Source organism: Xanthomonas sp. LF06-19 (assembly GCF_034105425.1).
Classification (GTDB): domain Bacteria; phylum Pseudomonadota; class Gammaproteobacteria; order Xanthomonadales; family Xanthomonadaceae; genus Xanthomonas_A; species Xanthomonas_A sontii.
In genome coordinates, this window is sequence record NZ_JAXGGH010000006.1 from 197,153 (window position 1) to 213,462 (window position 16,310).

Below are 16,310 nucleotides of genomic sequence, written 5' to 3' on the forward strand. Positions count from 1 at the left end.
GCCGCGGCGGGACCGGAGGCGGGAGGCCACGGTCCGCGCCCGTGCGTCGGCGCGCTGGCGCCAAGCCGGCGGCATCCGCCGCGGCAGGCCGGTGCCCGACGACGGCGACGCCAGCGGGGGCGCGATGGGTCGTAGCCTGCGCGCGTGAGCTATGCTCTGCAAATGAAATTTTAGGCATATTCTATTCCGCCGCCGAATACGCGGCTCCGCTCCCCCAGGACGCCTGCCCACGATGAATGCTTCCGCCAATCCCTGGTTCAACGCCGCGCGCCTGAAGACCCGGCATCTGTTGTTGCTGCTGCAGTTGCACGAGCACCGTTCGGTGCTGCGCGCGGCCGAGGCGGCCAGCATGACCCAGCCGGCGGCGTCCAAGCTGCTGGCGGAAATGGAGGACCTACTGGGGGTGAAGCTGTTCGAGCGCCACGCGCGCGGGGTCGAGCCGACCTGGTACGGGCAGGTGCTGATCCGCCGCGCGCGTGCGGCGATGTCGGAGATCGGCCGTGCCCAGGAAGAAATCGCCGCACTGTGCGAAGGGCGCATGGGCCAGGTCTCGATCGGCACCGTGGTCAATCCGGGCACCAACCTGGTGCCGCAGGCCATCGCCGAGGTCAAGCGCGAGTTCCCCGGCATCCTGGTGCGGGTGGAGATGGACTACAGCCGGCCGCTGGTGGCCAAGCTGCTCGATGGTCAGCTCGACATCGTGATCGGGCGCATCCTCGGCCCCTACGGCGCCGAGGCGCTGGAGTTCGAGCCGCTGGCCGACGAGCCGCACTCGGTGATCGCCCGCGCCGGCCACCCGCTGTCCACCCGCGCCGACCTGCGCCATGCCGACCTGGCCCGCTACGGCTGGGTGCTGCCGCCGGCCGACAGCGTGCTGCGCGCGCGCCTGGACGCGATGTTCCTGGAGCATGCGGTGCCGGCGCCGCAGAACGTCATCGAGACCTCGTCGCTGCCGGTGATGACCAGCCTGCTGCGCGGCAGCGACCTGCTGGCCGCGCTGCCGGCCGAGGCGGTGGCGCCGTATGTGCAGGCCAAGCTGCTGACGGTACTGCCGATCACGCTGGGCGTGCGCATGGAATCGTTCGGCATCGTGCGCCGCCGCGACTATCTGTTGCCGCCTGGCGCCGAACGCGTGTTGCTGGCGTTGCGCAATGCGGCCAAGCGGCTGTATCCCGAGCGGGCGGCGAGCGTTTGAATGCCGTCGGATGCGCTGCCATGTCGCAGACGGACGATTTCGTAGACATGCCGTGGTGCGCATCCCGCTAGTCTGGAATCACATAGCTTGACGGGAATTTTTCATTTGTTTCACGCCAAGTGCATTCCTAGTCTCGGCCGATCGCGGTAGCGACCGACCTGCCACTCTGCGCAGCGGCGCCATCCGATACGGCAGCGGCTGAGACCGACGCCGTCACAACTCGCAGGACGGCGCCCTGGTGCGACCGTCGCCCGTGTCTGTGTGCATGTCTCCTGGGAGGGAAACAGCATGGCATCGCAGCATTCTTGTGGTCCGGCTCTGCCGACCGCAGCGTCACGTCGTCCCCGTGTTTTGCCGCGTTCGCTCATCGCGCTGAGCATCGGCCTGCTGCTCAGCGCACAGGCACTGGCGCAGGAGGCGGAGTCCGCAAGCGCGCAGCCTGCCGCGCGCAAGAAGGGCGACCCGGTGACCCAGCTCGATGCGGTCGAGGTCAAGGGCGTGCGTGGCAGCCTGATCAAGTCGCAATCGATCAAGCACGATGCCGAGCAGATCGTCGATTCGGTCAGCGCCGAGGACATCGGCGCGCTGCCGGACCGCAGCGTCACCGAGACCCTGCAGCGGGTCAGCGGCGTGACCATCGATCACTTCATGGCGCGCAACGACCCGGACCACTTCTCGGCCGAAGGCAGTGGGGTGATGATCCGTGGGATGACCCAGGTGCGCGGCGAACTCAACGGCCGCGACAGCTTCAGTGCCGCCAGCGGACGCGGGCTCAGCTTCGAGGACGTGCCGGCCGAATTGATGGCCGGCGTGGACGTGTACAAGAATCCCTCGGCGGAGATCGTCGAAGGCGGCCTCGGCGGCACGGTCAACCTGCGCACGCGCATGCCGTTCGATCAGCCGGGCCGGGTCATCGGCTTCACCGCCGACGTCAACTACGGCGACCTGAGCAAGACCTACAAGCCCTCGGGCTCGTTCCTGTTCAGCGATCGCTGGAACACCGGCCTGGGCGAAATGGGCTTCATGCTCGATGTGGCGCACTCGGAACTGGCCACGCGCAGCGACGGCATCCAGGTGGAACCGTTCGTGCGCCGCACCGATCCCGCGTTGCTGGCCGGCACCAGCTTCGACAAGGTCTACGTGCCCGGAGGTGTCAACTGGCGGCAGCTGGAGTTCGAACGCAAGCGCAAGGGCGTGGCGGCCGCCTTCCAGTGGCGGCCCAGCGACGCCACCGACCTCTACGTGCAATACCTGCGCTCGTCCTACGACATGAACTGGCAGGAGCGCGCGGCGTTCTTCAACGACGACACCAACGCCATCGCGCCGGCACCCGGCACCACCTTCACCTACGACGACGCAGGCCGTTTCGTCAGCGGGTCGCCGGCGTCCAGTTCCTGGCGCGGCAACGTCACCGGCAACGACGGCGTGCGCTTCTACACCGACAACCGCTACGCCCGGCAGAGCACCACCACCTCCGATCTGTCCGGCGGCTTCACCCATCGTTTGACCGACCGGCTGACCGTGCGCGGCGACATGCAACTGGTGCAGTCGCAGAGCGACACCCTGGATTTCACCCTGTTCAGTTCGATCTATCTGCCGGGCCTGACCTTCGACCTCAGCGGCAAGTATCCCGCAGTGACCCTGGCCGACCCGAGCTACACCGCCGACCCCTCCAACTACTTCTGGAGCGCGGCGATGGATCACCTGGCCAAGAACCGCGGTCGCGAGCTGGCCACGCGCTTCGACCTGGAGTACAGCTACGACGACAACCCGTGGCTGCGCACCTTCCGTGCCGGCATCCGCGCCACCGACCGCACCCAGACCAACAAGAATTCCGGCTACAACTGGGGCGTGATCAGCGACAACTGGGCGACCATCCCCGGCACCGCCACCGGCCTGGCCGACCTGGCCAGCTACATGACCGCGTCCTCGTCGCTGTATTCCTTTTCGAACCTGTTGCGCGGCAAGGTGCGCGTGCCCAACAACCTTTACTTCCCGCGCAACAGCGCGGTCAAGGACTACGCCGGCACCTCGGCGCTGATCGAGCAGATCGTCGCGCTGCGCGGCTATGGCTGGGCGCCGGACCAGTACCAGTTGCAGGACACCAACCGCCAGTTCGAACGCACCCAGGCCGCGTACATGGTGATGTACTTCGGCAACGACACCGCGCTGGGCGTGCCGGTGGACGGCAACATCGGCGTGCGGGTGGTGCAGACCAGGACCGAGGCCTCGGGCTACGGCCAGTATCCGGACCTGTCCGCCACCTCGGCCTCGGATGCGCTCAAGGCCCAGTACTACGGGCAGTACTTTCCGAACGACGCGCGCGGCAGCTATACCGACGTGCTGCCGAGCATGAACCTGCGCTTCAAGTTCTCCGATGCGCTGCAGCTGCGCCTGGCCGCGTCCAAGGCGATGGCAAGGCCGGACTACACCCAGTTGCAGCCGTATCTGCTGCTGACGGCCACCGTCAACGACGACGGCTCGCTGAAGGACTGGACCGGCACCGCCGGCAATCCCAACCTCAAGCCGATGAAGGCCGACCAGTACGACGCCGCGCTGGAGTGGTACTTCGACAGCAGCGACATGATGTACGTGACGCTGTTCTACAAGAGCGTCAAGGACTACTTCTCCAACCAGACCGTCACCGAGAACTATGGCGGCCAGGATTTCCTGGTGACGCGTCCGTACAACATGGACAAGGGCCGCATCCGCGGCTTCGAGTACGGCTACACCCAGTTCTTCGATTCGCTACCGGGCTGGATGAGCGGCTTCGGCGTCAATGCCAACTTCACCTTCGTCGACAGCAGCGGCGGCGTGAACACGGCGACCGATCCCTACACCAAGACCACCGTGACCGGCGTGGCGCTGCCGCTGGAAGGCCTGTCGCGGCGCAGCTACAACTTCGCCGGCATTTACGAGAAGGGTCCGCTGTCGGTGCGCCTGGCCTACAACTGGCGTTCGCGCTATCTGCTGACCGCCAGCGACGTGTCGACCAAGCTGCCGACCTGGTCGGACGACTACGGCCAGCTCGACGGCTCGGTGTTCTATCGGTTCTCGCCGCACCTGCAACTGGGCATCCAGGCCAACAACATCACCAACGCGGAGACCAAGGTGCTGATGGGGCCGACCTCCTACAGCGATGGCGAGGTCGACCGGCATCTGTACACGCGCAGCTGGTTCGTCAACGATCGTCGTTACTCGCTGGTGCTGCGCGCCAATTGGTAGGCGCGCAGCCGTCTCCGGCGCGCGGTCCGCCTGCGGCGAGGCGGGTGGCTGCCGCCGGTTTTTCCTCGCGACGCAGGAACCGCTCATGGCAAGACCGCTGCATCCCACCGTTCGCCTGGCGCTGCTGGCGCTGGCGTTCGCGTCATGGCCGGCCGCGGCGGAACTGCAACTGCCGTTGCTGTTCGCCGACGGCGCCGTCCTGCAGCGCGATGCACCGATTCCGGTCTGGGGTTGGGCCACGCCTGGCGCACGCATCCAGGCGCGCCTGGACGGTGCCAGCGCCAGTGCGGTCGCAGGCCGCGATGGCCGCTGGCAACTGCAGTTGCCGGCGCATGCGGCCGGTGGCCCGTACGTGCTGGACGTGCAGGGCGACGGCAGCCAGCGGCGCATCGGCGATGTGCTGATCGGCGACGTGTGGCTGGCCAGCGGCCAGTCCAACATGGAGTGGCCGCTGGCGCAGGCGCGCGACGGCGCACGTGAAGTGGCGTCGGCGACGGATCCGCAACTGCGCAACTTCAAGGTGCCCAAGGCCTGGTCGGCGCAGCCGCAGCCACGGCTGCCCGGCGGCAGTTGGGTCGCGGCGACGCCCGCCACCGCCGGCGCGTTCTCGGCGGTGGCGTATTTCTTCGCGCGCGAGCTGCGCCAGCGCACCGGCGTGCCGATCGGCATCATCGACAGCACCTGGGGCGGCAGTGCGATCGAGGCCTGGATGGACGCCGCCTCGCCGGGCGTGGACGCGGCGCAGGTGCGCACGCGCATCGCGCAGATGCAGGCCAAGGACGCACAGGACCTCGGCGAGACCCGGCGGCGCCTGGCGCGCTGGCCACAGCCGACCACCGCGGATGCGGATGCCGGCTGGGCCGCTGCCGACCTGGACGACCGCGACTGGGACCGCCAGCCGCTGCCGGGGCTGTGGGAACAGCATGGCTACGTCGGCATGGACGGCGTGGCTTGGTATCGCACCACCTTTACCCTCAGTGCAGCCGAAGCCAAGGCCGGCGCCGTCGTGGGCATCGGCCCGGCCGACGATGCCGACACCACCTACGTCAACGGCGTGGAGGTCGGCCACACCGAAGGGCGCTACACCGAACCGCGCCGCTACCGTGTGCCGCCGGCAGCGCTGCGCGCCGGCGTCAACCACATCGCGATCCGCATCCTGGATACCGGCGGCTTCGGCGGCATTCCCGGCGATGCGGCGGCGTTCTTCGTGCAGCCCGACGGCGGCCAGCCGCGCTCGCTGGCCGGCGACTGGCGGTTCCGCCCGGCCAAGGTCACGCTGGCCGCCAACGACGACAAGAACCAGGTGCCGACGCTGCTGTACAACGCGATGATCCACCCCTTGCAGCCGTTCCCGGTCAAGGGTGTGATCTGGTACCAGGGCGAGAGCAACGCCTACCCGTATGGCGCGCTGCGCTACCGCGAGCAGTTCGCCTCGCTGATCGGGCGCTGGCGGCAGGAGCGCGGACAGCCGCAGCTGCCGTTCCTGTGGGTGCAACTGGCCAACTGGAAGGCCGGCAACGACCAGGGCGACCTGAGTCCGTGGGCGCAACTGCGCGAATCTCAGACCAGGACGCTGGCGCTGCCGGCCACCGGGCAGGCGGTGACCATCGACATCGGCACGCCGGACAACATCCATCCCCCCAACAAGCAGGACGTGGGTCATCGCCTGGCGCTGGTCGCACGCCATGTGGCCTACGGCGAAACCCTGGTCTACAGCGCGCCGGTGTTCGCGCGCGCCACGTTCGCCGATGGCCAGGCGCGGGTGATGTTCGACTTGATGGGCAGCACCCTGGCGGTGCGTGGCGGCGGCACTGTGCTGCGTGGCTTCGCCCTGGCCGGCGCCGATCGCCGCTTCCATCCAGCGCAGGCGCGGATCGAGGGCGACCAGGTGGTGGTCCGTAGCGACGCGGTGCCGCAGCCGCAGGCAGTGCGCTACGCCTGGAGCGAAAACCCCGAGGACGCCAACCTGGTCAACCGCGAGCAGTTGCCGGTGGGCCCGTTCCGCAGCGACGACTGGTGAGGCAGGGCGCCGGCCACATGCGGAGAATCGGATCGCCGTCGCGCGCGTTGCGCACCGCATGGCGGCTACCTGTCCTGCTGTCGCTGCTGCTGAGCGGCTGCCAGGCCGCGCCGGATGCGCCGTCGGTTGGTGCGCACACGCCCGCTGCCGCGACATCGGCGCCGGCCCAGGCACCGATCCCGCGCCTGATCAGCACCGACGGTCGGCATGCCTTGTTGGTCGACGGCGCACCGTTCCTGATCCTCGGCGCGCAGGTCAACAACTCCAGCAACTATCCGGCGGCGCTGGCGCAGGTGTGGCCGGCCATCCGCGCGCTGGGGCCGAACACCGTGCAGGTGCCGGTCGCCTGGGAGCAGGTGGAACCGGAAGAGGGCCGCTTCGATTTCTCCTTCGTCGACACGCTGCTGGCGCAGGCGCGCACGCAGCGGGTGCGGCTGGTGTTGCTGTGGTTCGGCACTTGGAAGAACAACGGCCCCAACTACGCGCCGCACTGGGTCAAGACCGACGATGCGCGCTTTCCGCGCGTGGTCACGCGCGACGGGCGACGCCTGGGTTCGCTGTCGCCGCTGGCGCCGGCCACGCTGCAGGCCGATCGCAAAGCGTTCGTCGCCTTCATGCGGCATCTGCGCCAGGCCGATCCGCAGCGCACGGTGATCATGGTGCAGGCCGAGAACGAGCCGGGCACCTACGGCAGTGCGCGCGACTTCTCGCCGATGGCGCAGCGCGTGTTCGACGGCCCGGTGCCACAGGCGTTGCTGCAGCGGCTCGGCAAGTCGCCGGGCAGCTGGGCGCAGGTGTTCGGCGCCGATGCCGACGAGATCTTCCATGCCTGGCACATCGCGCACTTCATCGACCGTATCGCCGAGGCCGGCAAGGCCGCGTATCCCTTGCCGATCTACGTCAATGCGGCATTGCGCGGCCCGTTCAATCCCGGCCAGCCCGGGCAGTACGCCAGCGGCGGCCCCACCGATAACGTGCTCGACGTGTGGAAGGCGGCAGCGCCGCACATCGATCTGCTGGCGCCGGACATCTACATGCCCGAGTACCCGCTGTACACCACGGTGCTGCAGCGCTACGCACGCCCCGACAACGCGCTGTTCGTCGCCGAGACCGGCAACCGCCCCGAGTACGCGCGCTACCTGTATCCGGCGCTGGGCCACGACGGCATCGGCTGGTCGACCTTCGGCATCGACTACAGCGGCTACTCCAACGATCCGCTCGGTGCCAAGCGCGTGGATGCGCAGGCGCTGGCGCCGTTCGCGCTGGGCTATCGCGCGGTGGGCATGGGCATGCGCGGGTTCGCCCGCGCCGCGGCCGCCGGCAAGCTGCACGGCACCGCCGAGGCGCCGGGCCAGGCGGTGCAGGAACTGCCGCTCAACGCGCGCTGGAGCGCCACCGTCAACTACGGCGTGCCGCAGTTCTGGTTCCAGGGCGCGCCGCCCGGCAATCCCGCGCCGATCGGCGCGGCGCTGATCGCCGAACTCGGCCCGGATACCTTCCTGATCACCGCCCAGCATGCGCGGGTGACCCTGCATCCGGCCAGCGCCACGACCGCCAACATGCTTTACGACCGGGTGGAGGAGGGTGTGTACGACGGCGAGCAGTGGCGGTTCCGGCGCAACTGGAACGGCGATCAGACCGATTACGGACTCAACTTCTCCGACGTGCCGCAATTGCTGCGCGTCACCCTGGCGACCTATTGACGACGCGGCGGCGCCAGACGCGCCATGCCGCGTGACTTCCAAGGGAGTGAACATGCACCACGCCAACCGTTGCCTGCCGCCTTCGTTGCCACGCCTGTTGGCGCTGGCGTTGCTCGCGGTCACTGCGTCCGCCGCCGCGCAGCAGGTGACTCGCGATGCCGACGGCGTCACCGTGCATCCCAGCACCAGGGGCGCGGCGCCGGTACGCCTGCAGGTGATCGACCGCGGCATCGTCCGGGTCAGTGCCGATCCGACCGGCGCATTTCAGCGCACACCGAGCCTGATGCGGGTGCCGGTGCAGGGCGACACCGGCTTTACGCTGGAGCAGCGCGGCGACACGGTGCAGCTCAAGACCGCGCGGATGACCGCGCAGGTGTCCACCGTCGACGGCCATGTCGGCTTCACCGATGCGCAGGGCACGCCGCTGCTGGCGGAAGTGGCGGGCGGGCGCAGCTTCGCGCCGTTGCAGGTCGAGGGCCGCCACTATCTGAGCGTGCGCCAGCGCTTCGTCTCGCCGCCCGACGAGGCCTTTTACGGGTTCGGCCAGCACCAGCAGGGCTGGATGAACCAGAAGGGCCACGATATCGAACTGCTGCAGAGCAATCTCGACATGGCGGTGCCGTACCTCGTGTCCAGCCGCAACTACGGGATCCTGTGGGACAACAACGCGATCACCCGCTTCGGCGATCCGCGCGGGCTGCAGCCGCTGCCGGCGACGCTGCGCCTGTACGACGCGCACGGCAAGCCCGGTGCGCTGACCGCGCATTACGCGATCGACGGCAAGCCGGTGCTGGAGCGTCGCGAAGCCGACATCGACTATCAGTACATCAAGGACCTGGCGAAATTCCCCGCCGCGGCCAAGCCCTGCGACAAGCGCCGCATGCAGGTGCGCTGGGAAGGCCAGATCGAGGCCGAGCGCGGCGGCACGCATACCTTCTCGCTCTACGCCAGCGAGTACGCCAGGCTGTGGGTCGACGGCAAGCTACTGGTCGACCGCTGGCGGCAGAACTGGAACCCCTGGCACCACGCGTTCGCGCTGCAACTGCAACCCGGCCAGCGGCATACCCTCAAGGTCGAATGGGACCTGGTCGATCCCAGCTACATCGCGCTGCTGCATCGCGACCCGCTGCCGGTGGCCGAAGCCGGCGACCTGTCGTTGTGGTCCGAAGCGGGGCAGATGATCGACTACTACGTCGTCGCCGGCGACAACGCCGACCAGGTCATCGCCGGTTACCGCACGCTGACCGGCAAGGCCGTGTTGCTGCCGAAGTGGGCCTACGGCTTCTGGCAGAGCCGCGAGCGCTACAAGACCCAGGACGAACTGCTCGGCGTGCTGGCCGAGTACCGCCGGCGGCAGTTGCCGATCGACAACATCGTGCTCGACTGGTCGTACTGGCCCGAGAACGCCTGGGGCTCGCACGCCTTCGACCGCGCGCGCTTTCCCGACCCGGACGGCATGGTCAACACGGTGCACGCCAGCCACGCGCAGCTGATGATCTCGGTCTGGCCGAAGTTCTACCCGAGCACGGACCACTACAAGGAACTGGACGCGGCCGGGCAAATCTACCGGCGCAACGTCGAGGTGGGCGAGCTGGACTGGATCGGCAAGGGCTACACCAACGCCTTCTACGATCCGTACGCAGCCGACGCGCAGGCGATCTACTGGCGGCAGATCGACGAAAAACTCAACCGCAAGGGCATCGATGCCTGGTGGCTGGATGCCGACGAACCCGACGTGCACTCCAACCTGGACATCGCCGAGCGCAAGGCGCGCACCACCCCGACCGCGCTGGGGCCGTCCACCGAGTTCTTCAATTCCTATCCGCTGCCGCACACCCACGGCGTCTATGCCGGCGACCGCGCCGCCGACGGCAAGCGCGTGTTCATCCTCTCGCGCAAAGGCTACGCCGGCATCCAGCGCAACGCCGTGGCGGTGTGGAGCGGCGACATCGCCTCGCGCTGGGAGGACATGCGTGAGCAGATCTCCGCCGGCGTCAACCTGTCGATGTCGGGCCTGCCGAACTGGACCTTCGACATCGGCGGCTTCGCCGTGGAGAAGCGCTACGAAACCCAGGACCCGGCGCACCTGCCCGAGTGGCGCGAACTCAACACGCGCTGGTTCCAGTTCGGCGCCTTCGTGCCGCTGTTCCGCTCGCACGGCCAGTTCCCGTACCGCGAGATCTGGAACATCGCGCCGGAAGGCACGCCGTACTACGTCAGCATGGCCTACTACAGCCGCCTGCGCTACGCGCTGCTGCCCTACATCTACACGCTCGCCGGCGACACCTATCACCACGACGGGGTGATGATGCGCGGCCTGCCGATGGACTTCCCGCACGACCCCAAGGTCGCCGACATCGACGACGAGTACCTGTTCGGCCCAGCGTTCCTGGTCGCGCCGGTGACCCGCTTCGGTGCGACCTCGCGCAAGGTCTACCTGCCGGCGGGCACCGACTGGATCGACTTCAACAGCGGCGCGCGCCACGCCGGCGGCCAGACCATCGACGCCGCCGCGCCGCTGCAGCGCATGCCGCTGTTCGTGCGCGCCGGCGCCATCGTGCCGATGACCCAAGTGCAGCAGTACGTCGACCAGATTCCGGATGCGCCGCTGACCGTGGTGGTCTATACCGGCGCCGACGGCCGTTTCTCGCTGTACGAGGATGACGGCACCGGCTACGGCTACGAGCAGGGCGAGTTCAGCCGCATCCCGCTGCAGTGGGACCAGGCCAGCGGCGTGCTGCGCATCGGCGCGCGCGAGGGGCGCTGGCCGGGCATGCAGGACCGGCGCACCATCCATGTGCGCTTCGTCGATGGCCCACGCGACGATGCCGGCGCACTCGAACCCGCGGCCGACGCCAGCGTGGAGTATCGCGGCCAGCCACTGGAGGTGCCGCGCAAGTCGACCGGCCATGCCGTCGCGGCGCGGGCTGGATGAGTCTGGGATGGCGCGTGAGATGGTGCCAGCGTTGGTTGCCCCATGCTGGCGGTCGTGGCGTGCCGACTGGGTCGCGATGCAGCGAAATAGGCGCGCTACGCCCGTACCCTCATCCGCCCCTGCGGGGCACCTTCCCCCAATCGGAGAAGGGATGCGTGTTCACACGCGTGGGCGTGATTGTGACGGTGACAACGAAGCAGCCGCGGTGCGCTTAAGCCCCTCTCCCCCCGGGAGAGGGGTTGGGGTGAGGGTACGGAGCGCAGCGCTTCATCCGCTCCCTGGGGTACTTCCCCCGAAGAGGGCCATGGTCGACGGGGAGAAGGGATGCATCGAATGCGCTCCGGTACAACATGCTCCCGCCTTGCGCGCAGGTTTGATGCAGCGCATCAAGATGGCGCCGTGTGTAGACACATCCTGCGCAGAGCCGAGACTGCGCCAGTCGTCATCGTGTCGCGGATGCGACGGGCCATCACTGCGCGCAGTGACATCCGTTGGCTCGATCCTTGTCCTGCTTCTGCATGCGTTGACCGTGAATTGGCTGCAGGGTGGCTGGGTCCGGTGCGTGCGTACGCCATCGCCCGGGCCGCGCTGGCAGCGCGCGGCACTCAGCGTCATCATGCTTCGCTGCGTGATGCGTGCGGTGCGCACTACACTCGGCGTCACGGCGGGCGGTCCCCGCACGCCGGCCTTTCTCCTGGAGCGATGATGGAACTGGGTGTGTGCACGATGTGGCGGGTAGGGCAATGAGTCTGTACATCGGCCTGGACGTGGGCACGCAGAGCGTCAAGCTGCTCGCCTACGATGCCGACAGCCGGCAGGTGGTGGCCACGCACGGCCACGCGCTGGACCTGATCAGCCGCGACGACGGCACCCGCGAGCAGCAGGCGCAGTGGTGGATCGACGGCATCGTCGCCTGCTTCGCCGCGCTGAGCGCCGAACAGCGGGCGCAGGTGCGGGCCATCGCGGTGTCCGGGCAGCAGCACGGCTTCGTGCCGCTCGACGCGCAGGGCCAGGTCACCGCGCCGGTGAAGCTGTGGTGCGACACCAGCACCCAGCGCGAGTGCGAGGAGATCATGGAGGAGGTCGGCGGCGCGCAGCGCTGCGTGGAACTGGCCGGCAATCCGATCCTGGCCGGCTACACGGCCTCCAAGCTGCCGTGGACGCGCAAGCATCGTCCCGATGCCTACGCGGCGATGACGACGGTGCTGCTGCCCCACGACTACGTCAACTTCTGGCTGACGGGCGAGCGCTACGCCGAGGTCGGCGACGCCTCCGGCAGCGGCTGGCTGGACGTGCGCACCCGGCAATGGTCGGCGCCGCTGCTGCAGGCGATCGATCCGCAGCGCGACCTGGCCGCGGCGCTGCCGCCGCTGGTGCCGACCGAGACCAGTTTCGTCCTGTCCGCCGCGGCGGCGCAGACGCTGGGCCTGCCGCGCGAGGTCCGCGTGGCCACCGGCGGTGGCGACAACATGATGGCGGCGATCGGCACCGGCAACGTGGTGCCGGGACGCCTGAGCATGAGCCTGGGTACCTCCGGCACGCTGTTCGCCTACGCCGAGCGCCCGGTGGTCGACCCGGACGCACGCTGGGCCGCGTTCTGCTCCTCCAGCGGCGGCTGGTTGCCGCTGATCTGCACCATGAACTGCACGGTCGCCACCGAGACCATCGCGCGTCTGTTCGGCATCAAAACCGGGCAGGGCGAGGCGTTGCTCGCCGCCACCGCGCCCGGTGCGGACGGATTGGTGCTGCTGCCGTTCTTCAACGGCGAACGCACCCCGAACTTGCCGGCCGCACGCGGCTGCCTGACCGGCATGGACCTGCACAACACCACGCCGGCGCATTTCTATCGCGCGGCGATGGAGGGCGCCAGCTACAGCCTGCGCAACGGTTTCGACGCCTTCGTCGACGCCGGCCTGCAGTTCGATGCCATCTCCCTCACCGGCGGCGGCAGCAACAGCGCCGGCTGGCGCCAGCTCATCGCCGACCTGTTCGGGCTTCCGGTGCACGTGCCGGCGCAGGCCGAGGGCGCGGCATTCGGCGCCGCGCTGCAGGCGCTGTGGGCCGACGGCTGGGCGCAGGGCGAGCGCGCCAGCCTGGCCGAGGTGGTGCTGCAGCACCAGCAGGACGATGCGACGCGCTCCGCGCAGCCGGATGCGCAGCGCGGCGCGCAGTACCAGGCGCACTACCAGAGCTTCCAGCGGCATCTGCAGGCCATCGGCCCGCTGTACGCCGCGTGATTCCCTTTCCCCCGCAACGCACCAGGACTTCGTGATGAGCACTTCCGTCTACACCGGCGCCAAGGAGTTTTTCCCGGGCATCGGCCGCATCCCGTTCGAAGGCAAGGCCTCGGACAATCCGCTGGCGTTCAAGGTTTACGACGCCGGCAAGCGCATCGGCGACAAAACCATGGCCGAGCACCTGCGCTTCGCGGTGGCCTACTGGCACAGCTTCTGCGGCAACGGCGCCGATCCGTTCGGCCCCGGCACCCGCGCCTATCCCTGGGATGCCGGCAGCGATGTGCTGGGCCGCGCCGAGGCCAAGGCCGATGCGGCGTTCGAGTTCTTCACCAAGCTCGGCGTGCCGTACTACTGCTTCCACGACGTGGACCTGGCGCCGGACGCCGAGGACGTCGGCCAGTACGAAAAGAATCTCAAGCACATGGTCGGCATCGCCAGGCAGCGCCAGGCCGACACCGGGGTCAAGCTGCTGTGGGGCACCGCCAACCTGTTCTCGCATCCGCGCTACATGAACGGCGCGGCGACCAACCCGGACTTCGACGTGGTCGCGCGCGCGGCGGTGCAGGTCAAGGCCGCGCTGGAAGCGACCGTGGAACTGGGCGGCGAGAACTACGTGTTCTGGGGCGGCCGCGAAGGCTACGCCTGCCTGCACAACACGCAGATGCGACGCGAGCAGGAGCATCTGGCGCGGTTTCTGACCCTGGCCCGCGACTACGGGCGCAGCATCGGCTTCAAGGGCAATTTCCTGATCGAGCCCAAGCCGATGGAGCCGATGAAGCACCAGTACGACTTCGACAGCGCCACCGTGGTCGGCTTCCTGCGCCAGCATGGGCTGGACAAGGATTTCAAGCTCAACATCGAGGCCAACCACGCCACCCTGTCCGGGCACAGCTTCGAGCATGACCTGCAGGTGGCCAGCGACGCCGGCCTGCTCGGCAGCATCGACGCCAACCGCGGCAATCCGCAGAACGGCTGGGACACCGACCAGTTCCCGGTCGACCTGTACGACACCGTGGGCGCGATGCTGGTGGTGCTGCGGCAGGGCGGGCTGGCCCCGGGCGGACTCAACTTCGACGCCAAGGTGCGCCGCGAGTCGTCCGATCCGCAGGACCTGTTCATCGCCCACATCGGCGGCATGGACGCGTTCGCGCGCGGCCTGGAAGTCGCCCACGCGCTGCTCACCGCCTCGCCGCTGGAGCAGTGGCGCCGCGAGCGCTACGCCAGCTTCGACAGTGGCGCCGGTGCGGCCTTCGCCGCTGGCAAGAGCACGCTGGCCGACCTGGCCGCGCACGCCGCGCAGGCCGGCGAGCCGACCCAGCGCAGCGGCCGCCAGGAAGCCTACGAGAACCTGATCAACCAGTACCTGCTGCGCTGAACCGGTGCGCGGCGGCGGCCCGGGGCCGCCGCCGCGCATGCTCCTTTCCGCGCGCCGGCCGTCTCCCTCTTGCACGCCACCAGGTGAACCCATGTCCAGTGTTCCGATCGATCGCCACGCCGATGCCGGCGAGAACACCCGCCTCATCATCCTGATCAGCTGCGTCGCCACCATCGGCGGCTTCCTGTTCGGCTTCGACAGCGGCGTCATCAACGGTACCGTCGATGGCCTCAAGCAGACCTTCCAGTCCAGTTCCGCCGGCACTGGCTTCGAGGTCGCCTCGATGCTGCTGGGCTGCGCGATCGGCGCGTTCCTGGCCGGTTCGCTGGCCGATCGCTGGGGCCGGCGCACGGTGCTGATCGTCTCGGCGGCGCTGTTCCTGCTGTCGGCGCTGGGCGCCGGCGCGGCGCACAACTCGGCGGTGTTCGTGCTGGCGCGGATGATGGGCGGTTTCGCGGTGGGCGCGGCCAGCGTGATGTCGCCGGCCTACATCGCCGAGGTCGCCTCGGCGCGCTACCGCGGGCGCCTGGCCACGGTGCAGCAGATTGCGATCATCGGCGGGCTGTTCTGCGCCTTCCTCAGCAATTATCTGCTGGCCAAGGCCGCCGGCGCGTCCACCGAGGCGCTGTGGCTGGGGCAGCCGGCCTGGCGCTGGATGTTCTGGATGCAGGCGCTGCCGTCCACGGCGTTCCTGCTGCTGTTGCTGGCGATTCCGGAGAGTCCGCGCTTCCTGGTGGCGCGGGGCCGCCGCGAGCAGGCGCTGGCGGTGCTGACCCGGCTGTACGGCGCCAACACGGCGCAGACCAAGCTGACCGAAATCTCCGCCTCGCTGTCGGCCGACCAGCACACGCCGCGGCTGTCGGACCTGGTCAGCAAGGTCACCGGCAAGGTCCGCCCGATCGTATGGATCGGCATCGGCCTGGCCACCTTCCAGCAACTGGTCGGCATCAACGTGGTGTTCTACTACGGCGCGGTGCTGTGGCAGGCGGTGGGTTTCTCCGAGAGCGATGCGTTGTTGATCAACGTGCTGTCCGGTGCGTTGAGCATCGGTGCCTGCCTGATCACTGTGGTGTTGATCGACCGGGTCGGGCGCAAGCCGTTGTTGTGGATCGGCTCGGCCGGCATGGCGGTGTCGCTGGCGCTGGTCACCATCGCCTTCGCCAGCGCCTCGCTGGATGCGGCCGGCAAGCTGGCGCTGTCGCCGGGCATGGGCCGGCTGGCGTTGATCGCCGCCAACGTCTACGTAGTCTTCTTCAACATGTCCTGGGGCCCGGTGATGTGGGTGATGCTGGGCGAGATGTTCCCCAACCAGATCCGCGGTTCCGGCCTGGCGGTGGCCGGTGCGGCGCAGTGGATGTCCAACTTCGCCATCACCGTGACCTTCCCGGTCCTGCTCGGCAGCATCGGCCTGGCCGGCGCCTACGGCATCTACACCGTGGCCGCGTTCCTGTCGGTGTTCTTCGTGCTGCGCTACGTGTACGAGACCAAGGGCAAGGAACTGGAACAGATGCAGGGCTGAGGTCGATACGCACGCGCACGCGGCGCGCGTGCCATCTCTGGATCGGTGTGTCTGTAGCCGAGCGGCTGAAGGTATTGCCGGATCGGTGGTGGCGCTGCGCG

The 16,310-nt window shown here is 68.7% G+C and carries 8 protein-coding genes; all 8 read left to right on the plus strand.

Going from position 1 to position 16,310, the window contains the following annotated elements; translation table 11 throughout:
- Positions 1-232 precede the first annotated feature (232 nt).
- Positions 233-1,195, plus strand: a complete 963-nt coding sequence (locus tag SLW55_RS13645) for a LysR substrate-binding domain-containing protein (protein WP_017913161.1) — start codon at positions 233-235, stop codon at positions 1,193-1,195.
- Positions 1,196-1,483: 288 nt separating this feature from the next.
- Complete coding sequence (locus tag SLW55_RS13650; protein WP_152236870.1) at positions 1,484-4,420, plus strand: TonB-dependent receptor; 2,937 nt, start codon at positions 1,484-1,486, stop codon at positions 4,418-4,420.
- Between the two features lie 85 nt (positions 4,421-4,505).
- Complete coding sequence (locus tag SLW55_RS13655) at positions 4,506-6,440, plus strand: sialate O-acetylesterase (RefSeq protein ID WP_320745289.1); 1,935 nt, start codon at positions 4,506-4,508, stop codon at positions 6,438-6,440.
- A 17-nt stretch (positions 6,441-6,457) separates the two neighbouring features.
- A complete protein-coding gene (locus tag SLW55_RS13660) occupies positions 6,458-8,143 on the plus strand; it encodes a DUF5597 domain-containing protein (protein ID WP_320745290.1) in 1,686 nt (561 codons plus the stop codon).
- Positions 8,144-8,195: 52 nt separating this feature from the next.
- Complete coding sequence (locus tag SLW55_RS13665; protein WP_320745291.1) at positions 8,196-11,078, plus strand: TIM-barrel domain-containing protein; 2,883 nt, start codon at positions 8,196-8,198, stop codon at positions 11,076-11,078.
- 743 nt (positions 11,079-11,821) lie between these two features.
- Entirely contained in the window at positions 11,822-13,315 is a 1,494-nt protein-coding gene (gene xylB, locus SLW55_RS13670) for a xylulokinase (RefSeq protein WP_320745292.1), read from the plus strand.
- 34 nt (positions 13,316-13,349) lie between these two features.
- Complete coding sequence (gene xylA / locus SLW55_RS13675; RefSeq protein ID WP_320745293.1) at positions 13,350-14,690, plus strand: xylose isomerase; 1,341 nt, start codon at positions 13,350-13,352, stop codon at positions 14,688-14,690.
- A 91-nt stretch (positions 14,691-14,781) separates the two neighbouring features.
- Positions 14,782-16,209, plus strand: coding sequence for a sugar porter family MFS transporter (locus tag SLW55_RS13680; protein WP_152236865.1), 1,428 nt, complete (start codon positions 14,782-14,784; stop codon positions 16,207-16,209).
- Positions 16,210-16,310 lie beyond the last annotated feature (101 nt).

Excerpts from the sequence above, each read along its gene's own strand:
- SLW55_RS13655 (WP_320745289.1), top strand. The coding sequence starts at position 4,506 with ATGGCAAGACCGCTGCATCCCACCGTTCGCCTGGCGCTGCTGGCGCTG.
- SLW55_RS13680 (WP_152236865.1), top strand. The coding sequence starts at position 14,782 with ATGTCCAGTGTTCCGATCGATCGCCACGCCGATGCCGGCGAGAACACC.
- SLW55_RS13660 (WP_320745290.1), top strand. The coding sequence starts at position 6,458 with ATGCGGAGAATCGGATCGCCGTCGCGCGCGTTGCGCACCGCATGGCGG.
- SLW55_RS13665 (WP_320745291.1), top strand. The coding sequence starts at position 8,196 with ATGCACCACGCCAACCGTTGCCTGCCGCCTTCGTTGCCACGCCTGTTG.
- xylB (WP_320745292.1), top strand. The coding sequence starts at position 11,822 with ATGAGTCTGTACATCGGCCTGGACGTGGGCACGCAGAGCGTCAAGCTG.
- xylA (WP_320745293.1), top strand. The coding sequence starts at position 13,350 with ATGAGCACTTCCGTCTACACCGGCGCCAAGGAGTTTTTCCCGGGCATC.
- SLW55_RS13645 (WP_017913161.1), top strand. The coding sequence starts at position 233 with ATGAATGCTTCCGCCAATCCCTGGTTCAACGCCGCGCGCCTGAAGACC.
- SLW55_RS13650 (WP_152236870.1), top strand. The coding sequence starts at position 1,484 with ATGGCATCGCAGCATTCTTGTGGTCCGGCTCTGCCGACCGCAGCGTCA.